General features: G+C 70.0%; 22 protein-coding genes and 1 pseudogene. 11 read left to right on the top strand and 12 right to left on the bottom strand.

Annotated features, from left to right (window positions below):
* Positions 1-117 precede the first annotated feature (117 nt).
* The 3 genes and pseudogenes from ACFVYE_RS34430 to ACFVYE_RS34420 all read right to left on the bottom strand — a co-directional run.
* Positions 118-2,445, bottom strand: a pseudogene (locus ACFVYE_RS34430) (glycosyltransferase); the annotation flags it as partial.
* Positions 2,442-3,959 (bottom strand): hypothetical protein, encoded by a 1,518-nt coding sequence (locus ACFVYE_RS34425; protein ID WP_383961862.1) that lies wholly within the window; start codon positions 3,957-3,959, stop codon positions 2,442-2,444. The pseudogene ACFVYE_RS34430 and the gene ACFVYE_RS34425, both read right to left, overlap by 4 nt.
* A gap of 217 nt (positions 3,960-4,176) precedes the next feature.
* Positions 4,177-4,821 (bottom strand): TetR/AcrR family transcriptional regulator C-terminal domain-containing protein, encoded by a 645-nt coding sequence (locus tag ACFVYE_RS34420; RefSeq protein WP_389608115.1) that lies wholly within the window; start codon positions 4,819-4,821, stop codon positions 4,177-4,179.
* A gap of 38 nt (positions 4,822-4,859) precedes the next feature.
* Here ACFVYE_RS34420 and ACFVYE_RS34415 point away from each other — a divergent pair, with 38 nt between their 5' ends.
* Positions 4,860-6,287, top strand: a complete 1,428-nt coding sequence (locus ACFVYE_RS34415) for an FAD-dependent monooxygenase (protein WP_389608114.1) — start codon at positions 4,860-4,862, stop codon at positions 6,285-6,287.
* On the opposite strand, the gene leuE is transcribed toward ACFVYE_RS34415, so the two are convergent.
* The 3 genes from leuE to ACFVYE_RS34400 all read right to left on the bottom strand — a co-directional run bounded on the left by leuE (position 6,274) and on the right by ACFVYE_RS34400 (position 9,277).
* Entirely contained in the window at positions 6,274-6,939 is a 666-nt protein-coding gene (leuE, locus tag ACFVYE_RS34410; protein WP_383961854.1) for a leucine efflux protein LeuE, read from the bottom strand. The two genes, ACFVYE_RS34415 and leuE, sit on opposite strands and share 14 nt — an antisense overlap.
* A 62-nt stretch (positions 6,940-7,001) precedes the next feature.
* Positions 7,002-7,607, bottom strand: a complete 606-nt coding sequence (locus ACFVYE_RS34405; RefSeq protein WP_383961852.1) for a Uma2 family endonuclease — start codon at positions 7,605-7,607, stop codon at positions 7,002-7,004.
* Positions 7,608-7,696: 89 nt separating this feature from the next.
* A complete protein-coding gene (locus ACFVYE_RS34400; protein WP_383961850.1) occupies positions 7,697-9,277 on the bottom strand; it encodes a methylmalonyl-CoA mutase in 1,581 nt (526 codons plus the stop codon).
* 232 nt (positions 9,278-9,509) lie between these two features.
* Here ACFVYE_RS34400 and ACFVYE_RS34395 point away from each other — a divergent pair, with 232 nt between their 5' ends.
* Positions 9,510-10,430, top strand: a complete 921-nt coding sequence (locus ACFVYE_RS34395; RefSeq protein ID WP_383961847.1) for a L,D-transpeptidase family protein — start codon at positions 9,510-9,512, stop codon at positions 10,428-10,430.
* Positions 10,431-10,636: 206 nt separating this feature from the next.
* On the opposite strand, the gene ACFVYE_RS34390 is transcribed toward ACFVYE_RS34395, so the two are convergent.
* The 5 genes from ACFVYE_RS34390 to ACFVYE_RS34370 all read right to left on the bottom strand — a co-directional run bounded on the left by ACFVYE_RS34390 (position 10,637) and on the right by ACFVYE_RS34370 (position 15,406).
* A complete protein-coding gene (locus ACFVYE_RS34390) occupies positions 10,637-11,752 on the bottom strand; it encodes a hypothetical protein (protein WP_383961844.1) in 1,116 nt (371 codons plus the stop codon).
* The gene (locus tag ACFVYE_RS34385) at positions 11,752-12,555 is read right to left on the bottom strand and encodes an RNA polymerase sigma factor (RefSeq protein ID WP_383961884.1); all 804 of its coding nucleotides are present in this window, start codon (positions 12,553-12,555) and stop codon (positions 11,752-11,754) included. The genes ACFVYE_RS34390 and ACFVYE_RS34385 overlap by 1 nt, the downstream gene beginning before the upstream one ends.
* Before the next feature lie 339 nt (positions 12,556-12,894).
* On the bottom strand, positions 12,895-13,464 hold the full coding sequence (locus ACFVYE_RS34380) for a hypothetical protein (protein ID WP_383961841.1): 570 nt from the start codon (positions 13,462-13,464) through the stop codon (positions 12,895-12,897).
* Positions 13,465-13,581: 117 nt separating this feature from the next.
* A complete protein-coding gene (locus tag ACFVYE_RS34375; RefSeq protein ID WP_383961839.1) occupies positions 13,582-13,722 on the bottom strand; it encodes a hypothetical protein in 141 nt (46 codons plus the stop codon).
* Positions 13,723-13,801: 79 nt separating this feature from the next.
* Positions 13,802-15,406, bottom strand: a complete 1,605-nt coding sequence (locus ACFVYE_RS34370) for a glycoside hydrolase family 20 protein (RefSeq protein ID WP_383961836.1) — start codon at positions 15,404-15,406, stop codon at positions 13,802-13,804.
* Between the two features lie 298 nt (positions 15,407-15,704).
* Between ACFVYE_RS34370 and ACFVYE_RS34365 the strand changes: the two genes are divergently transcribed.
* The 7 genes from ACFVYE_RS34365 (at position 15,705) to ACFVYE_RS34335 (ending at position 20,988) form a co-directional block, all read left to right on the top strand.
* The gene (locus ACFVYE_RS34365; protein ID WP_383961881.1) at positions 15,705-16,235 is read left to right on the top strand and encodes a 2-oxo-4-hydroxy-4-carboxy-5-ureidoimidazoline decarboxylase; all 531 of its coding nucleotides are present in this window, start codon (positions 15,705-15,707) and stop codon (positions 16,233-16,235) included.
* Between the two features lie 206 nt (positions 16,236-16,441).
* A complete protein-coding gene (gene sdhC, locus ACFVYE_RS34360; RefSeq protein WP_093900148.1) occupies positions 16,442-16,822 on the top strand; it encodes a succinate dehydrogenase, cytochrome b556 subunit in 381 nt (126 codons plus the stop codon).
* A gap of 5 nt (positions 16,823-16,827) precedes the next feature.
* On the top strand, positions 16,828-17,304 hold the full coding sequence (locus tag ACFVYE_RS34355; protein WP_383961832.1) for a succinate dehydrogenase hydrophobic membrane anchor subunit: 477 nt from the start codon (positions 16,828-16,830) through the stop codon (positions 17,302-17,304).
* Positions 17,305-17,333: 29 nt separating this feature from the next.
* Complete coding sequence (gene sdhA, locus ACFVYE_RS34350) at positions 17,334-19,094, top strand: succinate dehydrogenase flavoprotein subunit (RefSeq protein ID WP_389608113.1); 1,761 nt, start codon at positions 17,334-17,336, stop codon at positions 19,092-19,094.
* Positions 19,094-19,852, top strand: a complete 759-nt coding sequence (locus ACFVYE_RS34345) for a succinate dehydrogenase iron-sulfur subunit (protein WP_030914518.1) — start codon at positions 19,094-19,096, stop codon at positions 19,850-19,852. The genes sdhA and ACFVYE_RS34345 overlap by 1 nt, the downstream gene beginning before the upstream one ends.
* 181 nt (positions 19,853-20,033) lie before the next feature.
* Positions 20,034-20,636, top strand: a complete 603-nt coding sequence (locus ACFVYE_RS34340; protein WP_383961826.1) for a hypothetical protein — start codon at positions 20,034-20,036, stop codon at positions 20,634-20,636.
* 67 nt (positions 20,637-20,703) lie between these two features.
* Positions 20,704-20,988: a hypothetical protein gene (locus ACFVYE_RS34335; protein WP_389608112.1), complete on the top strand. Its 285-nt coding sequence runs from the start codon at positions 20,704-20,706 to the stop codon at positions 20,986-20,988.
* Between the two features lie 19 nt (positions 20,989-21,007).
* Here the strand turns inward: ACFVYE_RS34335 and ACFVYE_RS34330 are convergent, their stop codons facing one another.
* Positions 21,008-21,517, bottom strand: coding sequence for a MarR family winged helix-turn-helix transcriptional regulator (locus ACFVYE_RS34330; RefSeq protein WP_383961820.1), 510 nt, complete (start codon positions 21,515-21,517; stop codon positions 21,008-21,010).
* 87 nt (positions 21,518-21,604) lie between these two features.
* On the opposite strand from ACFVYE_RS34330, the gene ACFVYE_RS34325 reads away from it, so the two are divergent.
* Together ACFVYE_RS34325 and ACFVYE_RS34320 are read left to right on the top strand one after the other, a co-directional pair.
* Positions 21,605-22,831 (top strand): MFS transporter, encoded by a 1,227-nt coding sequence (locus ACFVYE_RS34325; protein ID WP_383961817.1) that lies wholly within the window; start codon positions 21,605-21,607, stop codon positions 22,829-22,831.
* A gap of 67 nt (positions 22,832-22,898) precedes the next feature.
* Positions 22,899-23,330 carry a hypothetical protein gene (locus tag ACFVYE_RS34320; protein ID WP_383961814.1) on the top strand — a complete coding sequence of 144 codons (432 nt, stop codon included), beginning with the start codon at positions 22,899-22,901 and terminating at the stop codon, positions 23,328-23,330.
* The last annotated feature ends 4 nt before the right edge of the window (positions 23,331-23,334 follow it).

Below are 23,334 nucleotides of genomic sequence, written 5' to 3'. Positions count from 1 at the left end.
TTTGTGGGGCGCGGGCGGGGGCCGGGGGGGGGGCCCCCCTAGCGGGGGGGGGGGGCGCGTGACCCCCCCCCCCCCCCCGCCCCGCCCCGGGCGCCGTCCGGCGCCCACGCCGCCCTGGATCACCCTCAGGTCCGCCGCGTTGGCCTCGGTGACCTTCCACAGTTCCTGCTGCCGGCCGTGCACATCGGCGACCGCCGCCTCCTGGTGGTCCAGCAGTCCGGCCGCCCGCTCGGTGAGCCGGGCGCCGAGGTGGCGGTCGTGGACCGAGATGCCCCACTCCGGGCGGTCGATGTCGGAGAGGAAGTACGCCATCTTCGGGTGCGAGATCAGGCTGATGATCGGTGTACCGCAGCCGAACGGGATCATGCCCGCGTGGCCGCGCATCCCGATGACCAGCTTCGTACGGGCGTAGGTGTCGCGGATCTCGTCGTTGCCGAAGTCGTACATCGGGATCACCGGCAGCGCGATTCCGTGCTCGCGCCGCAGGTCGAACGCGATCCGCTCGTCGTCCAGCGAGTGGGCCACGCACTGCACCTCGGCGCGCTTGCCGAGCTCCTTCACCGCGGTGGCCATCTCGGCGAGGAAGTGCCCGTAGTCATGGCCGAAGCGGAGCCCGGACCGGTCGTACGCGGCGTTGATCAGCACGGTGTTCTCGCGCTGTACGGGGTCGGTCCAGCCGTCCACCAGCTGCCTGGTGACCGTGGTCGGGCAGGGCTGGAAGCGGACCTTGTCCTGCAGCGACGACGGCAGCAGCTCCCGGACCTTCTCAATCGAGCCGTGGTTGCGCAGCCCGAAGAACGAGGCGCGCTCCACCAGCTTCCGCAGGGAGGAGAGGAACCGGTCCCGGCCGTGGCCGTACGCCTGGCCGTCGAAGGCGTTGAAGCCGACCGCGTACACCATGACGGGCACGTCGATCCGGTCCAGGAGTCCGTCCGGGACGTTCCACTGCCAGCCGCTGTTGCCGTTGGGCGCGGTGTCCGGGATGAAGAGGCCGCCGCCGCCGATGACCAGTCCGCGACGCTCGTTGACCCGTTCCAGCGCGGCCTCGTCGAAGAGCCGGTGGGCGTGGATCGAGTGCCAGCGCCGGGGACCGGTGTCCCGGCCGAAGGCCAGCCGTACGCTCTCGGGCAGCAGCTTGTCCCCGGCATTGCCCTGCCGCTCCATGTAGAAGGCGACATGGGCGAGTTGGCCGGATGCGGGGCCCTCCACGGGTGCGGGCACGTCCGTGGTGCGCTTGTACATCAGCCGGTTCGCGCGGTGGGTCGGGTCGACTTCGAGGCCCTTGAGGGCGTAGCCGGCCGCCGCGTCGTCGTCGCCGTGGATCCAGGCGATCTGGGCGAGGCGCCCGAAGGCGGTCGCGGCCCGGTTGGGGGCCGCGGTGGCGAGCAGGAGCCGGGCGCGGGCCTCCTCGTAGCGGGAGACGCTCATCAGGGCGTGGCCGAACACCTCGTGCGGCCAGGCCTCGTCGACGGGTATCCGGACCCGGCCCAGCAGATCGGCCGCCTCCTGGTACTCGCCCGTTGCGATGTGGGCGGCGGCCACCTTGCGGGCGGCCTCCGGGGAACCGGTGCGCAGCACGTGCGGGGTGCCGTAGTGGACCAGCAGATCGTGGTGCTTGGCGCCGGGCAGCGCCAGGTACGCGGAGTGGAACTCGGCGTCGGAAAGCTCGAATTCGTGCCAGCGGTCCTGGGCCTCGCGGTAGCCGGACTCGCCGCCCTGCCAGGGCTTGTGCCGCCCGGTGAAGTGCAGGATCACGGTGGAGTCGGGGACCGGGAGGTCGCCGGAGAGCCGGCGCTTGACGAAGTTGTAGCGGGCGTCGAGCTGCACGAAGTCACCGTCGAGCACGGCGTTGAGGATGCCCTGGTCGTGCTTGTCGAGCTCGTACGTACCGGCCCGCCCGACCTCGTCGAGCTTCGCGCAGAACGCGTCGCTCAGATACTCGCGCTGGATCACCAGCAGCCCGCTGTTGAGCTTGTGCTGCCCGTAGAAGAACTGCGGTACTGCGGCCAGTCCGTCGCGCAGCTGCAGCAGTTCACCGAGATCGTCGAGGACCACCATGTCGGTGTCCAGGGTGATCACGGTGTCGTAGTCGCGCACCCGGAACACGTCGAGGATGAAGTAGGCCTTGCGCACCAGGTAGTTGTCCTGGTCGCCCTTGGCGTACGAGTCGTAGTGCTCGGCGTCGACGCGGCGGAAGTCGATGCGTGGGTGCAGCGCCCGGATCTGTGCGACGGAGGCGGGGCGCAGCCCGTCGTGCAGGACGAGGAAGTCCTCGCAGACGTTCGGGTTGGAGAGGGCGAGGCTGCGCAGCAGGGCGAGGAAGCCGGGCAGGTAGTTCTCGTCGACGAAGCTCGCGAAGGCGACCCGGCGCTTGCCGGTGAGCGCGTTGGCGGGGGCGGGCGACGCGGGAACTGCCGTGGTGAGAAGGGTCGTGGCAGTCGTCATCGCAGTCGGATCCTCATGTCGGTGACGCTCTGGGCGCGTTCCATGACCCAGGCCTTCTCGCTGGTGTACTCGTGCACGGAGGTGATGGGCATCCGCATCGCGCCGGGCAGGCGGTAGGCCCCGCTCTCGTAGAAGTCGAAGCCGATCAGGTCGAGCCGGCTACTGACGTCCAGGTGGTCGAGGAGCCACAGCATGTTGAACCCGGTGGTGGGGATGGCCGGCCAGACATCGGCGCCGACGCGCCCGATGTCCCGCAGCGGCCAGCGCAGCGACTCGTCGCCCAGGTACTGCTGGGCGCCCGGGACGAGGCGGTTGCGCAGGGAGTATTTCCAGTCGCCGGGGACTCCGCCGAAGACCAGCCGGGTGTGCACCTTCTGGTCCCAGTTGAAGCCGTGCTTGTGGATGGTGGCGTGGATGTCGGTGCGCCGTCCGGTCGCCGCCGGGTCGATCCGGTACGAGTTGAAGCGGACCACCAGGTCATAGCCGTCGATCTCGGCGCCCATCGAACTGCTGCCGACACGCTGGGAGTTGGCGATGAGGCAGATCGACTTGCCGGCTATCCGGTTGCGGAACTCGCCGACCGTGGTCCACTCGACGCCACCGAAGGTGGGGTCCTCGACCGGGCCCCGCATACGGCTTCTGCGCTGCTCGGCGTAGAGCGCGACGATTCCGGTGAGTCCGGCCACGGCGGCCGGGTCCGTTCCGGCCGCTTCCATGGCCAGGTCGACGTACTGGGACGTGGCGTCCTGGAGCTCCGTCACCGGGGCACCGACGCGTTCCTGCGAGAGCAGGGCGCCGACCAGCCGGGGCCTCGCCCGGTCCCAGTCGCCGCGCGCCCGGAGCGCCAGGCCCTCGGCCCAGGACTCGGTGACGGGCCGGTCGGCGAACTCCGCGGCGCCGGGGCAGTCGCGCTCCAGCCTCCGCAGCAGCTCGTCCTGCCGGTCACCGCCCAGCCGCATGCCGACGACCTTGGCCGCGATGCCGAAGCCGTCGTCGTCGGTGAACTCCAGGTAGCGCTCGTACGCCTCGATGGCAGCGTCCTCCGCGCCCATCGCCTCCAGCGTCCTGGCCCGCAGCCGCCAGCCGGCCCGTGAACGCCTGCGCTGGGTCAGCACGGTGTCCCCGATGAGGACCGCGAGCTTCAGCTCGTCCTCGTAACCGCAGTCCAGCGCCTTGTTGCCGACCGCGAGCAGTGGGTCGAGCAGGTCGTCGACAAGGGCCGTCGCGGTGCCCGCCTGGGCCTTGCCGGGGCGCCGGATCAGCGCGATCGGGGACGTGGCGGGCGCGGGCTGCGCGGACGGTGCCGCGGCGTGCACGGCCAGCAGGTGCCGCAGCGCCTCCGCGAGTGCCGTACGCCGCCGGTCGAGCCCCGCCACCAGCTTGGCGCTGTGCGCGGCGCAGGCGCGCAGACACACGTCCAGGTCGGTCGGGGTGACATCGGCAAGCAGCGACGTGACGCCCTGGGGCGGGGCCGCGTCACGTTGCCGTGGCCAACGGGTGCGGGCTTCTCTCATGGCGCTCCAAGCGTCTGGTACCCGTGGGGGGAGGGGCGTATCCGGGTGTGCGGTCACCGGAGCGCGCCGGAGGATGCGCCCCGCCCCATCGGGGGGTGCGGATGCACGGCGCGCGTTTTCGGTTCCACGACACGCTAAGAAACCTGTACGGCCACCGGATGAACTCGCCCTGTCGGAACAGGAAACGGCGCACTGCCCCCGCTGGTACGAGCGTCTTTCAGAGCACCCCGTACCGTGCCTCGATGCCCGCGACGATCAGCCGCAGGCCGTCCTCGAAGCGTTCGTCGTAGTTGGCGAAGATCTCGGCACCGGCCGCGGCGGCGAGCGGATACCGGGCCATCCGCTGCGCGCGTTCGGCGATGTCGAAGCCGTCGCGCCGTTCGTCGGGCATCGGCTGGACGCCCTGCTCCTCGGTGACGAAGCCCATGGTGTACGAGTAGGCGGTGGTGCCCGCCCGGACGGCCTGCCACAGCTCGAAACCGGCGTCGACCATCGTGCGCAGATGGGATTCGAGACCGTCGGCGTGGTCGGTTCCGGTGAATTTGGCGCCGCTGTAGACCTTCGCCCCGTCGCGGTAGCGCAGCAGAGCGGTGCGCAGTGCGCTGTTGTACGCGACGAGCTGGTCCTGCCAGCGCTCCGGGTTCGGTCCCGGCAGGTCCCCGTCGAGCATCCGGCGGTACATCACCGTGGCCATCTCGTCGAGGAGTGCCTGCTTGTCCTTGAAGTGCCAGTAGAGCGCGGGTGCCTTGACGTCCAGTTCCCTGGCGATGGCACGCAGGGTGAGCCCGTCGAGGCCCACCTCGTTCAGCAGCCGCAGCCCGGTGTCGGCCACTCGCGCCCGGTCGATCTTCGTTGTACCCACCTTGACAATTTAACAGCGTTAAGCACACACTCCGAACCATGGAACTTAACAGCGTTAAGGAAACCGGTGTACTGATCGTCGGCGCCGGCCCCTGCGGCCTCGCCCTCGCCTGCGATCTGGCCCGCCGCGGCGTGCGCGCCCTGGTCGTCGAGCAGGCGCCCGCCCTCTTTCCCGGCTCGCGCGGCAAGGGCATCCAGCCGCGCACCAGGGAAGTCCTCGACGACCTCGGGGTCGGCGAAGCGGTGCGCGAGCACGGCGGCCCGGCTCCGGTGGGGCTGCTCTGGCAGAACGGGGAGCGGCAGCAGGAGCACGACCTGTTCCGCCGTGCGGCCCCGACACAGGCCGAGCCGTACGGGGAGCCGTGGATGATGCCGCAGTGGCGCACCCAGGAGATCCTGCTCGCCCGGCTGCGCGAGTTGGGCGGCGATGTCGCCTTCGCCACCGCGCTGACCGGGCTCGGCCAGGACGCGGACGGCGTAACGGCCCGCCTGTCCACCGGCCCGGTGCGGGCGTCCTACCTGGTCGCGGCGGACGGCGGCCGCAGCACGGTCCGGCGCGCGCTGGGGATCGCGATGACGGGCGAGTCCGTGGACCCGGCGCCGATGCTGGTCGCCGATGTGCGGGTGGCGAAGGACGCCCTGGACCGGCTCAACTGGCATGTGATGAGCGGCGAAGAGGGCTTCCTCACCCTCTGCCCGCTGCCCGGCACGGCGGACTTCCAGCTGGTCGCCCAGTTCAAGGAGGGTGAGCCCGACACGTCCCCGGAGGGGGTGCGCGCACTGGTCGCCGCCCGCACCCATCTGGCGGCGCAGGACATCACCGAGGTCCTCTGGTCCTCCGACTTCCGGCCGCGCGCCGCACTGGCCGACCGGTTCCGCGACGGCCGGGTCTTCCTGGCGGGCGACGCCGCGCATGTGCACTCCCCCGCGGGCGGCCAGGGCCTGAACACCAGCGTCCAGGACGCGTACAACCTGGGCTGGAAGCTCGGCCAGGTGCTGCGGCACGGCGCGCCCGCCGCCCTGCTCGACAGCTACGAGGAGGAGCGCCGCCCGATCGCCGCCGACATGCTCGGCCTGTCCACCCGTATCCACCGGGGCGAGCAGGAACGCGGCGCGGCGACCCAGCAGCTCGGCCTCGGCTACCGCGAAGGCCCGCTCTCCATGGGCCGGGCCGGCGTCCTGCACTCCGGCGACCGCGCCCCGGACGGACCGACGGCCGGGGGCCGGCGTCTCTTCGACATCTACCGCGGCCCGCACTTCACGCTGCTGGCGGCCGGCACGGACACCGAACTCCCGGCGTTCGACAGCGACCTGGTCCGCGTGCACCGCACGGATGCCTACGAGGCGTACGGAAAGGGCCTGTTCCTGGTCCGCCCCGACGGCTACATCGGCTGGGCGGGCGAGGACACCTCGGGCCTGGCGCAGTACCTGGCCCCGCTGGGCGTCGCCGCGGTCACACGCTGCTGAGCGAGAGCTTCGCCGCGAACCCCAGGAACAGCAGACCGGCCGCCGAAGTGGCTCCCGCCGACAGCCGCTTGCGGCGGCGGAACGCGGCGGACAGGCGGGTGCCGCCGAATATCAGCATCGACAGATAGAGGAAGCTGGCGATCTGCAGCAGGGTGCCCAACACCAGGAAGGACAGGGCCGGGTAGGCATAGCCGGGGTCGACGAACTGCACGAAGAACGAGATCAGGAACAGGATCGCCTTCGGGTTGAAGAGGCTCACCAGCAGCGCCCGCCGGTACGGCCGCTCCATCGCCGTCGCGGCCTCGGGCGCGGCGGTCTCCTCTGCCAGCTCGGCCACCTGCCGGAGCCGCTCGCGCCACATGGCCACCGCGGCCCGCAGCATCCCGATCGCCAGCCAGGTGAGATAGCCCGCGCCCGCGTACTTGACGACGGCGAAGAGCACCGGCGTGGTCTGCAGCAGCGACGAGGCCCCCAGCGCGGACAACGTCATCAGCACGGTGTCCCCGGTCCACACACCGGCCGCCGCCACGTACCCGGTCCGCACACCGCGGCGGGCCGCGACGGAGAGCACGTACAGCGAATTCGGCCCCGGCAGAAGGACGATCAGCACGAGGCCGACGAGATAGGTCGGAAGATTGGTGACACCCAGCATGAAACGGAGTGTCGCACGCGAGTACGACACTCCGTTCGGGCGGGGTTCAGGGAGATCCGGGGTCAGTCCTCGTCGCCGTCGAGGAGGCGGTCCACGGAGAGCTTCATCTCGACACCGACCACGTCCGGCACGGTGAACGACGTCCCGCGCTTGTGGGGCACCTTGTTCTTGTACTCGCCGCCCCGCGGGTCACTGCAGAGCAGCACCTGGTCATGCTTGCGATCGACCACGACATAGACCGGAATGCCCGCCTGGGCATAGTCCTCGACCTTGGGACCGAGGTCGTCCGCCCAGTTGGTGGAGGTCACCTCCACCACCATGCGGAAGGCATGGGCGGCGTAGCAGTTCTTCATGACATGGGCGTCCTTGATATCAGCCTCGACGACCGACAGATCGGGAATCGCGTAGTCCTCCGGCCCGGACGGCAACCACAGCCCGACCCCCTGGACGAGTCTGAGCCCCACCGTGCGCGCCCGGGCGCCGAACTCCTCGCCCAGCCAGGACAAAGCCAGAGCATGCGATACGTCCGCTGGTGGTGTCACAGTGAGCCTCCCCTGGAGAATCTCCACGCGATGCCCGGGCAGCGAGCGTGCGAGCTGTTCGGCTGCCTCGCCGAGCGTCAGCTCGGGCTGCTCCCGCACCTGCTCCTCGTGCTGTATTACGGCCACGGCATCCTCCTTTCGGGGACCACTGTTCATGAGCTTATCCGGGGCCATGGACATTCAGCGAGAGATCACCCCTGCGGGTGGACATCACTTCAGAACGCATCCGAAGGCACATAAGTCCCCCACACCTCCCGCAGCGCATTGCACACCTCGCCCACCGTCGCCCGTGCCTTGAGGGCGTCCTTCATCGGGTACAGGACGTTGTCGGTCCCCTCGGCCGCCTTCTTCAGCCGGCCCAGCGCCTCGTCGACCGCGCCCTGGTCGCGCTCGGCCCGGAGTTTCGCCAGTCGGGCCGCCTGCTGGGCCTCGATCGCGGGGTCGACGCGCAGCGGCTCGTACGGCTCCTCCTCGTCGAGCTGGAAGCGGTTGACGCCGACCACGACACGCTCGGCGCTGTCCGTCTCCAGGGCGATGCGGTACGCACTGCGCTCGATCTCGTTCTTCTGGAAGCCGCGCTCGATCGCGTTGACCGCACCGCCCATGTCCTCGACCTTGAGCATCAGTTCCAGGGCGGCAGCTTCGACGTCGTCGGTCATCTTCTCGACGACGTACGAGCCCGCGAACGGGTCCACGGTGGCCGTGACGTCCGTCTCGTACGCCAGGACCTGCTGGGTACGCAGGGCGAGGCGGGCGGACTTGTCGGTCGGGAGGGCGATCGCCTCGTCGAAGGAGTTGGTGTGCAGCGACTGCGTACCTCCGAGGACCGCGGCCAGGCCCTGGACGGCGACGCGCACCAGGTTGACCTCGGGCTGCTGGGCGGTGAGCTGGACGCCCGCGGTCTGGGTGTGGAAACGCAGCATCAGCGACTTGGGGTTCTTCGCGCCGAACTCCTCCTTCATCACCCTCGCCCAGATGCGACGGGCGGCGCGGAACTTGGCGACCTCTTCGAGGATCGTCGTACGGGCGACGAAGAAGAAGGAGAGACGGGGGGCGAAGTCGTCGACGTCCATGCCGGCCGCGACGGCGGTACGCACGTACTCGATGCCGTCCGCGAGGGTGAACGCGATCTCCTGCGCGGGCGAGGCCCCGGCCTCCGCCATGTGGTAGCCGGAGATCGAGATGCTGTTCCACTTCGGGATCTCGGCCCGGCAGTACTTGAAGATGTCGGCGATCAGCCGGAGCGAGGGCCCCGGCGGAAAAATGTACGTGCCGCGGGCGATGTACTCCTTGAGGACATCGTTCTGGATGGTGCCGGTCAGCTTGTCCGCCGGGACGCCCTGCTCCTCTCCGACCAGCTGGTACAGCAGGAGGAGCAGCGCGGCCGGGGCGTTGATCGTCATGGACGTGGAGACCTTGTCCAGGGGGATCCCGCCGAACAGGACCCGCATGTCGTCGATCGAGTCGATCGCCACCCCGACCTTGCCGACCTCGCCGGACGCGATCGCCGCGTCGGAGTCGTGGCCCATCTGGGTGGGCAGGTCGAAGGCGACGGAGAGGCCCATCGTGCCGTTGGCGATCAGCTGCTTGTAGCGGGCGTTGGATTCCGTGGCCGTACCGAAACCCGCGTACTGGCGCATCGTCCACGGCCGGCCGGTATACATCGACGGGTAGACGCCGCGCGTGAAGGGGTAGGCACCCGGCTCTCCCAGCTTGTCGTCGGGGTTCCACCCGTCGAGTGCGTCCGGCCCGTACACCGGCTCGATGGGCAGTCCCGACTCCGACTCGCGCGTCATCTGCTGTGCCTCCCGCTGAAGCTGCTCGGTAAAGCTACTTACTGGTAACCAAGGATTCCCGCGACGGACTGTAGCGGCGGGCACGAGACCGGTGGAGATGCACGGGCTGGGACCTTGCTCACAGCCCCTCCCCCACGACCCGCGCCGCCGCTCTCCCCATCATGCGCGGGCTTTGGCAACCGGGCAGAGCGGGAATCCGTCTTATGGAACACCGGAGAAACAGGGGGCCGAGATGATAGGCAGCATCACCGGAAGCACGTCACGGCGCAGGGCACCGGGCAGGGCGCGGGTCAGGGCAAGGGGTCGGGCAGGGACCACGGCCACGGCGGCGCTCGCCGTTCTCGCCATGACCGCCGGCTGCAAGGCGCAGCCCGCCGACAGTGCGTCCGCGGCCCCGTCGTCACCGCCCCGGGCCACAGCGACCGACGACGCCAAGCCCGCAGCATCGCAGTCGCCCTCGCCGGACCCGTCGTCGTCCCCCGAGGCCACCGCGACGCCCACGCCGAAGCCGGACCCGCAGGGCACGACGCTGATGGCGAGCGGTTCCGGGGGCAAGCAGGTGCGGGAACTGCAGGCCCGGCTGCGGCAGATCGGCCACTTCGACCGCTCCCCCACCGGCTACTACGGCACCGTCACGGTCGCCGCCGTCCAGTCCTTCCAGGGCAAGCGCGGCCTCTCCCGGACAGGCAGGACGGACACCGTCACCTGGCAGAAGCTGCTCGGCATGACGCACGAGCCGACGGCCGCCGAGCTGAATCCGCCGACCGCCCTGCCCGTCACCAAGCCGGACAAGCGCTGCATGACCGGCCGGGTGCTCTGCATCAGCAAGAACAGCCGGACGCTGTCATGGATGATCGACGGCCGCGTCGTCTCGTCGATGGACGTCCGCTTCGGCTCCCAGTACACGCCGACCCGCGAAGGCACCTTCTCCGTCTACTGGAAGTCACGGCACCATGTGTCGACGATCTACCACACGGCCATGCCGTACGCGATGTTCTTCAGCGGCGGCCAGGCGGTGCACTACTCGGCGGACTTCGCGGCCCGTGGCTACAGCGGCGCCTCGCACGGCTGCGTCAATGTCCGCGACGAGGGAAAGATCGCCTCGCTCTTCGCCCAGGTGAGGACGGGCGACAAGGTCGTCGTCTACGGGTAGGGCCGGTCCGGCCGGAAGGAAAGGGGCGCGGACGGGACCGGGGGAACGTGTCCCGCCCGCGCCAATGCGCTGAGCCGCAGGTACGGGGGGAACCCCGGCTCTGTGCGCTGCCGATGACCAGTCGGCTCACTCTGTACTGCGCCGTGGCCTCGAAAAACGTCACACCTTGTGGTGGACGGCTTGAAAGGGACTGGAGCGCACGGCTCTCAGCCGGGCGATCCGACGGCGCCGAGGGACGCCCGGTCCGCTGTCGACGAGGAGACCGGGGTCGAGGGCGACGGCGAGGTGGTGAACCGGATCGCCGGGAGCGTGCTGGAGCCGCCGCTGTCCCCGTTCGAATCGCCGTCGTCGCTCTGGTCGCCGCCGCTGTCGCTGCCCGGGCCGTTCTGGCCGTCCGTGTCCTTGGCGATCAGGCGGTCGCAGAACCGGTCCAGATTGCGGGCGCCCTTCGCCAGCGCTTCGAGATACCGCCTGCGGTCGTCGTCCAGCTTGCCGTCGCGGTAGTCGCGGCAGGCCTTGAGCGCCTTGGCGTACCAGTTGCCGGAATTGCCGTTCCCGGAGCCGTCGGACTGCTTGCCGTCCTCGGTGCCGTTCGGGGTTCCGCTCGCGGTGCCGTCCGGCTTCCGGTTGACGTCGCCCTTGCGGTCCTCGCCCTTGCCGGTTCTGCCGTTGTCCCGGTCACCGGTGGGGGCGGGGGGATCCGCCGGGGGTGTGGAGGGCCCCGTCTCCGGGGAGGCGGGCGGCTGTGCGGACGGGCTCTCGTCGGTGACGGCCCCCGAGCCGAGCTCCTCGGGCGTCGCCGCGGCGGAGACGGAGGTCGCCGGTACGGGGGTGTGCCCGCCGAACGGTCCGGGGAGCATCCCGGTGCTCGCCGCCACCGCCACCCCGCCGAGCGCGCAGCCCGCGAAGGAGGCGACCAGGCCGAAGCGGATGGGCCGGCTCCAGCCCAGGGAGCGGGTACGGCCGGAGGCAGAAGAGCGGTGCGGGGCGAAGCCGCCGGAGGTGGGCCGGATGTGCACCGGTTCGAGTACGCCGGCCGGTGCCGGTTCGCCTGTCTTCTCGGCGTACCCCTTCACCTGCGCGTTCGCCGCCCGTGTCCGTGCGCGCGCGGATTGCGCGGCGGTGCGGAAGGCGGCCAGCGCCGCGGCCTCGCCCGGCAGTTCGCCGGTGGCCGGGCGGGCGGCCCGTGCGGCGGCGTCCAGCGCTGCCGCGAGCCGTTCCGCTTCTGTACGCGACTGACCGCCCACGGGATCGACCGGTTCGCCGCAGAGCAATCTCTCCGCCGCGTCCTTGTCAAGCCATTCGTAGTGCTCGTCGGCCATCACATGTCCTTCTGCGTCCACAGACGCGAATGCGTCACACCGGCCGGCGCCACCGAACCGTTGTGGGAGGGGCGCTGGGCGGGCACGGCGCCGAGTTCCGCCGTCCGACCTGCCGTGCTTGCGCGAGGGGCGGGCGGATCCGCCGGATCGCCCGCGGGAACACGGTCCGCGGCGATGCCCGCGCCGCCTTCGGCACGGTCGTCGCCTCCCTCGCCGGCCCCGTCACCGGGGCACCCGCCGTCATTGTCCACGTCGTCCGTGCGCAGCAGCTCGGCCAGCCGCTTCAGTCCGCGGTGTGCCGCGGTGCGTACCGCCCCCGGCCTCTTGCCCAGCGTCTGGGCCGCGCTCTTCGCGTCCAGGCCGACAACCACCCGCAGCACCACGGCCTCGGCCTGGTCCTGGGGCAGCTGGGCGATGAGCGACATCGTGCGGCCGGTGGCCAGGGCCTCCATCGCCTCGTCGGCGGTGTCGGACTCGGCCGGCCTCTCCGACAGCTCCGACTCGTCGCCGCCGATCGCTGGGCGTCTGCCGCGCATCCGCAGATGATCCAGGGCGCGGTTACGGGCTATCCGTGCCGCCCAGCCGCGGAAGCGGTCGGCGTCGCCGCTGAACCGGTCGAGGTCGCGCGCTATCTGCAGCCAGGACTCGGACGCCACGTCCTCGGCATCCGGATCCCCCACAAGTGTCCGTATGTAGCCCAGCAGTCGCGGCTGTACAGCGCGGTACACAGTACGGAAGGCGTCTTCGTCCCCGTCCTGCGCCGCGAGCACCGCGGCAGTGAGCTCCGCGTCGTCCCCCAGCACTCCCTCAACCTGCCCTGCTGTCCTGAATCGCAGCTGGTCATCACTGCCGCGCCACCCTGCGCGACTCAGCACGCTACGTCCTTCGCGGGGGTCGCGTCCATGACTTGTACAACCTGCAACATTCTTCCGACACGGGGCGGTGTGACAGAAAACGCAGCGACGGCGCTGAGAAGAGTACGGGGTCGTCCTACGGCCCCGCGGAAGACGACCGGGGCCTCTCCTGTGGGGGGTGGCGGCCCCGGTCGTCCTCGTTTCCCCTCGGTTCTCTCCGTTCGGCCGGTCCGGGATCCCGCCCAGCACCGATCCCCCGTCGACCAGCTCGAAGCGGTGTCGATGCGCCTACCCCCGCCCGCGCGCCCGGCGCGAAACCGCCGCACGCAGCACGCGCTGCCCCTCCGTCGACACATCGAGCACCTGGCGCAATCCGGCACCCGCCCCCGACGCCTCGGTGGTCTCCGCCAGCATCTCCAGGATCCGGACCTGCCGGCGCAACTCCCCGGCCAGCAGCGGACCGGCCCCCTCCGGATCGCCCTCGCGGCAGTACCGCACCGCTTCCGCCCCGGCGGGCGGCGTCGCATCCTGCCCGAGGTGGACCTCCAGGGCCAGCAGCGAACAGGCATCCGCCCACTCCCGCAGCTCCGGCGCCGCCCGGTCCACGGGTGCCTCGCCCAGCAGCTTCCGGATCTGTGGCGCCGCCCCCTCCGTATCGGGCGCCGCATCCAGCACCGCGCGCACCTCCGCGAGGCGGTCCGGCCACGCGGAGCCGTCCGCGCACCCCGCCCAGAGCGGGCGCAGCGGATCCGGATCGGCCCCGTCGGCGGGCTGCGGCAGACAGCGGTCGAGGCAGGCGACCGCGCTCGCGGCCAGCCCCCGCTCGTCAGCGGTGGCGATCAGTTCCAGCAGGCTCATCGGCGTCTCCCGTCGGCCCGTCCTCGTGCGTGCACGCACGAGGACATGGCGCTTCCCGTTACCGCGTTCAGCGCCGGATGGCTCAAAATCGTCACCACGGAGGCCGAATTGCGTCCCTCAGTGGGTCTGGCCTGCCGACGGCTGTGCGCCGAGCGGATACACGCCGAGGGCCGCCCGCTCCCCCTGCATCCGGGTCAGCCTGCGTACGAAGAGGATCGGGAGCACCGCCGCCACGATGTCGAACGCATCGGACGCCATCACCAGGCCCGCCGTGTCGATGACCTCCTGCGGCTCCTCGGCCCACCGCGCTGTCCACAGGTGATCCGGTCCGCCCCGCTCAGCCCACCCCGTCGATCCGCGCGGCCAGTGCCTGGAACTGATCCCAGCTCAGCGCCGGTTTGCCAGGGGCCCACAGCTTCTGGGCCGTCGCCCGCAGCGGCATCCGGATGCCCTGCGCAACCTGCGCCGGAGTCTGCGCCAGCGGGAGGTCGCCCCAGACCGCGAACCGGCCGCCCAGGATCTGGCCGGAGTAGCGCGCCGGGACGGGCTGGGTGCCGCGCAGGACGAGCGGGGTCCACTGTTCGTAGATCCGCCTGCCCGTGGGGTAGACGAAGTTGTTGGGCTGACCGAGTACGTAATAGAGGAACTCGTCGTTGAGGTTCACCACGCGCCGTCCCTCGCGCAGATACTCCTCCGGCAGCCGGGCGCCGTACTCCTTGCCCGTCCAGTACTCGACCTCGATGTCCTTGTCGGCGTGGACGACTCCGTCGCGGAAGAAGCCGTCGTTCCAGGCCTTGGGCTGCTTGCCGTGCGGGCGCACCACCGCCGCGCGGTCGTTGAGCCAGCCGGTGGCGAGGTCCTTGATGCCGGCCTGTGGTCCGTATTTCTGCTGGGCGGCGCGTTGCAGCTGCGGGTACGAGGCGGCCGGGTCCCGCGCCATCAGGGCGCGGTATTCGTCGGCGCCCAGATGCCAGTACCGGCCACCGAACAGCTCGGTGAACTCACCGAGGAGTTCGTCGATGAGCTTCGCCGCCCCCGGGTTGGAGATGTCGAGCGATCCGGTCGAGCGCACACCCGACACATTGCGCAGCTGGAGGTCGGGGTGGGCGCGCAGGACCGCGCCCAGATGGCCCGGGGAGTCGATCTCGGGGACGACCTCGATGTGCAGCCGGCCCGCGAGGCCGAGGATCTGCCGCACCTCCGCCTTGGTGAGGTGCTGCGGCGAGACCACTTCGGGGTGGGTGTCGGACTGGATACGGAACGCCTGGTCGTCGGAGAAGTGCAGGCCGAGCTGGTTGAGCTTGAGGTCGGCCATCTCGCGCAGCCGGTCCTCGATCCAGGCGACGGTGTAGTACTTGCGGGCGATGTCGAGGTTGAGGCCGCGCTGCGGCCGGTCGGGGCGGTCGTGCACCTCGCCCTCGGGCAGTTCGCCGTCGGCACGCACCGACTGTTTCAGGGTTCGGGTTCCGTAGAAGACACCGGCCTGGTCGGGGCCGCTGATCGTGACCCGTCCGTCGTGCGCTCTGAGGGTGTACGACTCCGGGGTGCCCTTGCCGGGAGTGAGGGCCAGCTCCACATCGCCCGCGCGGGCGGGGACGTCACCCCGGTAGTGGATCTTCAGTTCCTTGGCGAGCAGCTGCCCCTCGTCCGCGAGCGTCCCGCTGCCGTCGGCGATGACGACCCCGGCGGCCGGGCCGGGCCGCCAGCCGGGGCCGCGGGCGGCAATGTGCTCGCGTACGGCGGGGATGGTGCGGGGCGCAGTGGAGAGCGGGTAGCTCCGGGTCGGCGAGGGGGCGGCCGAGGCGCGCGAGGGAGTGCGGGACCCCGACTCCCCCGCGAGTCCGCTCTCGGAGCTTTCCGGCCAGACGACGACGGCGATCGTCGCGGCAGCCGCCGCGGTGAGGACCGCACCGGCCACAAGAGCGCCGCGTGAGGGCGACATCGGTCAGAAACCTCCGATATTGAGGGAAATAGAGGATAAGTCAGGAGACAGCTGGGCAATCTCCTTGAAGTACGGTCCATCAGACGTTCCGAAACTCTCCCGTCCGGGTGAAGTTCGCGTATCCGTCGGACGACCGTTGCCCGGCCTCGGTACCTTTGAGGCACATTCGTCTCTCCCTTCACCCTGCATCCGCCTGGTCTCACCCGTCCCGCCCCACACCAGGTTCACAGATGCCGTTGATTCGAGGAGCCCCACGCTGTCCAGGTCCAGCGAGTCCCACGCCGGCCTCCCGAAGCGACTGCGACGACCGGCCACCCGGACGGCCGTACCCGTCCAGAACTCCGGACCGGCACACGACCGGGCCGACGCCCCGGAACTCGACCGCTTCAACACCGCACCGTCCGCCGAGGCCGAGGCCGCCCTGCTGGACTGCTGCGGCAGCCGGCGCTGGGCCGTGCGGGTGGCCGCCCATCGCCCGTACCCCGACCTGGACGCACTGCTGGCCGCCGCCGACGAGGCGGGGTACGACCTGCCCCCGCCGGATCTCGCCGAGGCACTCGCCGCCGAGGTCTCCCCCGGACTGCACCACGCCGCGCCGTACTCCGCCCATCTGGCGCTCCGGGCCGCGCACGCGGCGTACGAGTGCCGCTTCGGCCATGTCTTCGTGATCTGCCTGGACGGATTCGAGCCCGCCGAACAGCCGGACCAGGTGCTCGCCGGAATCCGGGCCAGGCTGGGCCACGACCCCGACCAGGAGCGGGTGGTCACCGCGGACGAGATGCGGCGACTCGCCCGGGGCCGCATCATCGAGCTGGTATCGGGTTCATAACGGAACGGGCCGGTCAGCCCTGCCGCCCAGCCTGTTCTAGCCCGTCCGTGGCTGTTTGATTGCCACTTTGATCACACCAGAGGCCCCCGCGCGAACGAACCGACAAAGCGTCGCTACGATGGCCGGGGCCGGTGGACCGTACCCGGCCGGGTCAGACCGACAGTCAAGCCGGCCGGCCCCAATCCCCGCTCCCGGAGGGTTCTTCCGTGCCGGCTGGAACGCTGTACCGCGGCCGGGAAGGCATGTGGTCCTGGGTGGCTCATCGAGTCACCGGTGTCCTCATTTTCTTCTTCCTGTTCGTACACGTCCTGGACACCGCTCTCGTCCGCGTTTCCCCCGAGGCCTACGACGACGTCGTGGCCACGTACAAGACGCCGATCGTCGCGCTCCTCGAATACGGCCTGGTGGCCGCCATTCTCTTCCACGCGCTGAACGGTCTCCGCATCGTCGCCGTGGACTTCTGGGCCAAGGGCCCGCGCTACCAGAAGCAGATGCTCTGGTCCGTCGTGGGTGTCTGGGTCGTGCTGATGGTCGGGGCCCTGTACCCCGTCCTCGGCCACGCCGTACGCGAAGTCTTCGGGAGCTGAGGCCAATGTCCACCGAGTCCTCCGCCGCGATCGGCTCCGTCGAGGGCGTCCGCCTCTACGACGTCGACCACCCGGCCCCGGTCATCGAGCCGCCGCGCAAGCGGACCGGCAAGACCCCCAAGGGTTCGCGCACCAACTTCGAGATGTACGCCTGGCTCTTCATGCGCCTGTCGGGCATCGTCCTGGTCGTCCTGGTCCTGGGCCACCTGCTGATCCAGCTCGTGCTGGACGGCGGCGTGTCCAAGATCGGCTTCGCCTTCGTGGCGGGCCGCTGGGCCTCGCCGTTCTGGCAGATCTGGGACCTGGCGATGCTGTGGCTGGCCATGCTGCACGGCGCCAACGGCCTCCGTACGGTCATCAACGACTACGCCGAACGGGACAACACCCGCTTCTGGCTGAAGATGCTGCTGTACACCGCCACGGTGTTCACCGTCCTGCTGGGCACGCTGGTGATCTTCACCTTCGACCCGAACATCCGCTAGGCGCCGGGCCAGAGGGACCAGAGGAAATCATGCAGATCCACAAGTACGACACCGTCATCGTCGGCGCCGGCGGCGCCGGCATGCGCGCGGCCATCGAGTCCACGAAGCGCAGCCGTACCGCCGTGCTCACGAAGCTCTACCCGACCCGCTCCCACACGGGCGCCGCGCAGGGCGGCATGGCCGCCGCGCTCGCCAACGTGGAAGAGGACAACTGGGAGTGGCACACCTTCGACACGATCAAGGGCGGCGACTACCTGGTCGACCAGGACGCCGCCGAGATCCTGGCGAAGGAGGCCATCGACTCCGTTCTCGACCTGGAGAAGATGGGCCTGCCGTTCAACCGCACGCCCGAGGGCAAGATCGACCAGCGTCGCTTCGGCGGCCACAGCCGTAACCACGGCGAGGCCCCGGTCCGCCGGTCCTGCTACGCCTCGGACCGCACCGGCCACATGATCCTCCAGACGCTGTACCAGAACTGCGTCAAGGAGGGTGTGGAGTTCTTCAACGAGTTCTACGTCCTGGACCTCCTGCTCCAGGAGGACCCCGAGACCGGGCTGAAGAAGTCGGCGGGCGTCGTCGCGTACGAGCTGGCGACCGGCGAGATCCACGTCTTCCAGGCGAAGTCGATCATCTTCGCCTCCGGCGGCACCGGCAAGTTCTTCAAGGTGACGTCGAACGCGCACACCCTGACCGGCGACGGCCAGGCCGCCGCCTGGCGCCGCGGCCTGCCGCTGGAGGACATGGAGTTCTTCCAGTTCCACCCGACGGGCATCTGGCGCATGGGCATCCTGCTGACGGAGGGCGCCCGTGGTGAGGGCGGCATCCTCCGCAACAAGGACGGCGAGCGCTTCATGGAGAAGTACGCGCCCGTCATGAAGGACCTCGCGTCCCGTGACGTCGTGTCCCGCTCCATCTACACGGAGATCCGCGAGGGCCGCGGCTGCGGTCCCGAGGGCGACCACGTCTACCTCGACCTCACGCACCTGCCGCCGGAGCAGCTGGACGCGAAGCTCCCGGACATCACCGAGTTCGCGCGTACGTACCTCGGTATCGAGCCCTACACGGACCCGATTCCGATCCAGCCGACCGCGCACTACGCCATGGGCGGCATCCCGACCAACGTCGAGGGCGAGGTGCTGGCCGACAACACCACCGTCGTCCCGGGCCTGTACGCCGCCGGCGAGGTCGCGTGTGTCTCCGTGCACGGCGCCAACCGTCTGGGCACCAACTCGCTGCTCGACATCAACGTCTTCGGGCGCCGGTCGGGCATCGCCGCCGCCGAGTACTCCGCGAAGAACGACTTCGTCGAGCTTCCCGAGAACCCGGCGCAGATGGTCATCGACCAGGTCGAGCGGCTGCGCAACTCGACGGGCACCGAGCGGGTCTCGACGATCCGTCTGGAGCTGCAGGAGTGCATGGACGCCAATGTGATGGTGTTCCGCACCGAGCAGACCATCAAGACGGCCGTCGACAAGATCGCCGAGCTGCGCAAGCGCTACCTCAACGTGTCCATCCAGGACAAGGGCAAGCGGTTCAACACGGACCTCCTGGAGGCCATCGAGCTGGGCAACCTGCTCGACCTGGCCGAGGTCATGGCGACCTCCGCGCTGGCCCGCAAGGAATCCCGCGGCGGTCACTACCGCGAGGACTACCCGAACCGCGACGACGTCAACTTCATGCGCCACACCATGGCGTACCGCGAGGTCGCCGACGACGGCACCGAGTCGATCCGGCTCGACTACAAGCCGGTCGTCCAGACCCGCTACCAGCCGATGGAGCGTAAGTACTGATGGCAACCCCGACTCTGGACAAGGTGGAGGCGGAGTCCGCCGCCTCCCCGTACATCACGGTCACCTTCCGGATCCGCCGCTTCAACCCCGAGGTCTCCGACGAGGCCCAGTGGCAGGACTTCCAGATCGAGATCGACCCGAAGGAGCGTGTTCTCGACGCCCTTCACAAGATCAAGTGGGATGTCGACGGCACGCTGACGTTCCGTCGCTCCTGCGCGCACGGCATCTGCGGCTCCGACGCGATGCGGATCAACGGCAAGAACAGGCTCGCCTGCAAGACGCTGATCAAGGACATCAACCCGGAGAAGCCGATCACGGTCGAGGCCATAAAGGGCCTCACGGTCCTCAAGGACCTCGTGGTCGACATGGACCCGTTCTTCCAGGCGTACCGCGATGTCATGCCCTTCCTCATCACCAAGGGGAACGAGCCGACCCGTGAGCGTCTGCAGTCCGCCGAGGACCGCGAGCGCTTCGACGACACCACCAAGTGCATCCTGTGCGCCGCGTGCACGTCCTCGTGCCCGGTGTTCTGGAACGACGGCCAGTACTTCGGCCCGGCGGCCATCGTCAACGCGCACCGCTTCATCTTCGACTCGCGCGACGAGGGCGGCGAGCAGCGCCTGGAGATCCTCAACGACCGTGACGGTGTGTGGCGTTGCCGCACCACCTTCAACTGCACGGACGCCTGCCCGCGTGGCATCGAGGTCACCAAGGCGATCCAGGAGGTCAAGCGGGCGCTGATCACGCGCCGGTTCTGACCGCCACTGGCACACCAGTCGCATCCGAGGCCCCGTTTCCCGCACGGACACTGCGGGAAGCGGGGCCTCTTGCTGCACCGCTCGGGTCTTGACGGTACGGTCATGCGGAACCGGACACCGGTTCGCCGCCTCCGGCGCAGCAGAGCGCGGGGCACACAGGCTTGATCGAAAGCGGGGAACGTTGAGCGATCCGAATCCGTACGCGGACGACTCATACAAGTGGGGGCCTCCCCAGAATCCGGGCAATCCGCCCACCGTCGCGGACGGCCAGGGGCATGGCCTGCCCGGCTCGGGCATGCCGGCCTACGGCTACCCCCAGCAGTTGCCCGAGTCCGCGGCCCAGCCCGGCCCCGGTTACGGCTACCCGCAGGGCCAGGCGGCCCAGCCGACCATGCCCGGATACGGCTTCCCGCAGCAGCCGGGCGCACTGCCCGGCGGCGGTGTGCCGATGCTGACGTTCGGCGACATCGCCGTCATGAACGACCAGATCGTGACGCCGGCCGGCACGATGCCCCTCAAGGGCGCCGTGTGGACGGCCACGGACCTGTCGCGCACCGAGGAGAAGATCCCGACGGTCGCGATCGTGCTCGCGATCGTCTTCGCGCTGCTCTGCCTGGTCGGTCTGCTCTTCCTCCTGATGAAGGAGAAGAAGACGACCGGCTTCATCCAGGTCTCGGTGACCAGCGGCGGCAGGCATCACTCGACGATGATCCCGGCGATGGGCCCGGAGACCTTCCCCATGGTGATGGCCCAGCTCAACACCGCCCGCGCGATGAGCATCTGACGGTCCGCAGGGACGGCCCGTCTCCAGCACACCGTCACCGTCGTCGCGCTGGATCGTGACCGGCTCCATGCGTACGCCGGGCCGGTCCGCGATCTCGCCGAATCCACCCGGGCCCGGGGAGGGGACATCGTGCTGCCGGACGGGCGGACGATATCCGGCCTCGGTCCGGTCGGGCGCGTTCGCCCTGCTGCTCGCGGGCGTGCCGCTGCGGCGCGGCTTCCGTTCGTCGGTGGAGCAGGCGGCCGCGCAGTGGAACGAGACGCTCGGCCGCATCCTGGCGCAGGATCTGGACGAACTCCGGGCAGAGCCGGCCGATCACGTCGCCAGAGACCCCGACGACGAGGCCGGCTGAGCGCCCGGCACCCCGCGCCTCAGTCCCACTCGGCGCCGCCCCGGTCCTCGGCGACCACCATGATGCGCCGCAACATGTCGTTGAGCAGCGTGCGTTCGTCCTTGTCGAGGACGCCGAGCAGCCGGTACTCCTCATGGCCGAGGACGTCCATCGCGCCCAGCCAGGTCGAGCGGCCCTCGTCGGTGAGTGCCACATCGACCCGTCGGCGGTCGGTGGTGGAGGGCGTACGGCGGACGAAGCCGCGCCTTTCGAGCGCGTCCAGCCGGCCGGTGACGGAGGCGGGCGCGAGGTCGAGGTCGGCGGCGAGCTCGGAGGGGGCCGCCTTCCCGCCGCGTCCGGCCAGCTTGTGGAGCGTGTCGAACTCCTGGCGGTCCAGGTCGAAGTCGACCAGGGACTGTTCGCGTACCCGGCGCAGATGTACGGAGAGCTTCTTCATACGCGTCACCGCGCCCTCGATATCGGGATCGAGGTGAGGAAGGACGGGCTTCCAGCGCTCCACATGTCCGTCGGTCCAGTCGCGTCGCTCCATGGGGAAAGCGTACGCCCGGCCCCCAACTACGCTTCGTTGCCAGATATTTCGTTGACGAATAATTCGATATCGAAATAGATTGCGCGCATGCCGCACCCCTTGCGCACGCGCGCCTTCCGCCTGCTCTTCATCGGACGCACCCTCTCCCTCCTCGGCGACTCCGCCATCCCCACCGCCCTCTCCCTGGCCGTCTATCTGGCCACAGGATCGACCGGGGCGCTCGCCCTGGTCCTGGGGTGCGCGATGATCCCCAAGCTGCTCCTGCTACCGCTGGGCGGCGTCGTGGGCGACCGCTTCAACGCCCGCACCGTCGCGCTCACCACCGATCTCGTACGGTGCGTGACCCAGCTCTTCGTCGGCGCGGAGCTGCTCGGCGGCTCCCCCGCGCTCTGGCAGATCGCCCTCGCCGAGGCGATCGGTGGCGCCGCCGGCGCGTTCGCGATGCCGACCGTGTCACCGCTGATCCGCGGCACCGTGGCGGAGTCGGGGCTGCTGCGCGCCAACTCACTGATGGCGGTGGTCAACAGCGCGACCCGGCTCGGCGGCCCGGCCCTGGCCGGAGCCCTGATCCTCACCGCGGGCCCGGGCTGGGCCTTCGTGCTGGACGGCGCGAGCTTCGCGGTGAGCGCGGCACTGCTGTCCGCCGTGAAGGTCCGGCATGTACCCATCCCCCGGCGTTCCCTGCTCACCGACCTCAAGGAGGGCTGGAGCGAGGTCAGGGGCCGCGACTGGTACTGGACGAGCCTGATCGCCCACGCCGCCTGGAACTGCGCGGCGGCCGTCCTGATGACGGTGGGTCCGGCGCTCTTCGTCCGGGAGCTGGGCGGCAAGAGCGTCTGGGTCGCCCTCCTCCAGACCGGCGCTGTCGGCCTGCTCCTCGGCTCCCTGCTGGCCGGTCGGGCCCACCCCCGCCGCCCTGTCCTGATCGCCAACCTGGGCCTCGCCACGTACGCCCTCCCGCTCGGCCTTCTCGCCGTCCACGCGCCCGTTGTCGTGACCATCGCCGCATACGGCATCGCACAGGCCGGCCTCGGCTTCCTCAGCCCGGTCTGGGAGACCTCGGTCCAGTCCGCCGTGCCCGCGCACGCCCTGGCCCGCGTGACGTCGTACGACTGGCTGCTCTCCCTCGGTGCGATGCCGCTCGGATACGCCCTGGCCCCGCTCGCCGCCTCGGCCTGGGGCGCCGAAGTCCCCCTGGCCGTCGCTGCGGTGGCGGTCGGCGCCGCCTGCCTGGCGACGGCGGCGGTGCCGGGCGTACGGCGCTTCGGGGCGCCCGGAAAGCAGGAGGAGCGGGCAGCCGAGGTACCGGCTTGAACATGTTCAAAGACAGGTCTACAGTCCATGACAACAGCTTTTGAACGCGTTCAAGGGAGGGTGGGGCATGGACCTCACTGTTGTCGCGTACGTCATCTACCTGCTGATCAGCGTGGCGCTCACCGTCTGGGTGGCGCGCACGCTCAGCCGCAACGGCAGGGTGTTCCTCGCCGATGTGCTGCACGGGAACGAGAAACTCGCCGATGCCGTCAACCACCTGCTGGTGGTCGGCTTCTACCTGGTCAACCTGGGCTTCGTCACCCTCTACCTGAGGAACGACGACGGGGTCACCGACGCCCGCGGGCTCTTCGAGGCACTGTCGGTGAAACTCGGCGTCGTCCTGCTCGTCCTCGGCGTGCTGCACCTCGGCAACGTCTATGTGCTCAACAAGATCCGCCGCAGGGGCCTGATGGAGCGTGAGCAGACCCCGCCCGTACCGCCACAGGGCTGGACGGGTCCGGGAAACGGCCCGTGGGCCGCACCCGCCACCAAGGCCTGAGCGC

The sequence above is a fragment of the Streptomyces sp. NPDC058239 genome (genome assembly GCF_042882185.1).
Classification (GTDB): Bacteria; Actinomycetota; Actinomycetes; order Streptomycetales; family Streptomycetaceae; genus Streptomyces.
This window is presented reverse-complemented; position numbering and strand designations above follow the sequence as displayed.

Bases quoted from the DNA above. Each gene is read 5' to 3' on its own strand.
- ACFVYE_RS34325 (WP_383961817.1), top strand. From the start codon at position 21,605: ATGCCGCACCCCTTGCGCACGCGCGCCTTCCGCCTGCTCTTCATCGGA.
- ACFVYE_RS34370 (WP_383961836.1), bottom strand. From the start codon at position 15,406: ATGTCGCCCTCACGCGGCGCTCTTGTGGCCGGTGCGGTCCTCACCGCG.
- ACFVYE_RS34395 (WP_383961847.1), top strand. From the start codon at position 9,510: ATGATAGGCAGCATCACCGGAAGCACGTCACGGCGCAGGGCACCGGGC.
- ACFVYE_RS34400 (WP_383961850.1), bottom strand. From the start codon at position 9,277: ATGACGCGCGAGTCGGAGTCGGGACTGCCCATCGAGCCGGTGTACGGG.
- ACFVYE_RS34380 (WP_383961841.1), bottom strand. From the start codon at position 13,464: ATGAGCCTGCTGGAACTGATCGCCACCGCTGACGAGCGGGGGCTGGCC.
- ACFVYE_RS34390 (WP_383961844.1), bottom strand. From the start codon at position 11,752: ATGGCCGACGAGCACTACGAATGGCTTGACAAGGACGCGGCGGAGAGA.
- ACFVYE_RS34320 (WP_383961814.1), top strand. From the start codon at position 22,899: ATGGACCTCACTGTTGTCGCGTACGTCATCTACCTGCTGATCAGCGTG.
- sdhA (WP_389608113.1), top strand. From the start codon at position 17,334: ATGCAGATCCACAAGTACGACACCGTCATCGTCGGCGCCGGCGGCGCC.
- ACFVYE_RS34335 (WP_389608112.1), top strand. From the start codon at position 20,704: ATGCGTACGCCGGGCCGGTCCGCGATCTCGCCGAATCCACCCGGGCCC.
- ACFVYE_RS34375 (WP_383961839.1), bottom strand. From the start codon at position 13,722: ATGGCGTCCGATGCGTTCGACATCGTGGCGGCGGTGCTCCCGATCCTC.
- ACFVYE_RS34415 (WP_389608114.1), top strand. From the start codon at position 4,860: ATGGAACTTAACAGCGTTAAGGAAACCGGTGTACTGATCGTCGGCGCC.
- ACFVYE_RS34355 (WP_383961832.1), top strand. From the start codon at position 16,828: ATGTCCACCGAGTCCTCCGCCGCGATCGGCTCCGTCGAGGGCGTCCGC.
- ACFVYE_RS34345 (WP_030914518.1), top strand. From the start codon at position 19,094: ATGGCAACCCCGACTCTGGACAAGGTGGAGGCGGAGTCCGCCGCCTCC.
- ACFVYE_RS34425 (WP_383961862.1), bottom strand. From the start codon at position 3,959: ATGAGAGAAGCCCGCACCCGTTGGCCACGGCAACGTGACGCGGCCCCG.
- ACFVYE_RS34330 (WP_383961820.1), bottom strand. From the start codon at position 21,517: ATGGAGCGACGCGACTGGACCGACGGACATGTGGAGCGCTGGAAGCCC.
- leuE (WP_383961854.1), bottom strand. From the start codon at position 6,939: ATGCTGGGTGTCACCAATCTTCCGACCTATCTCGTCGGCCTCGTGCTG.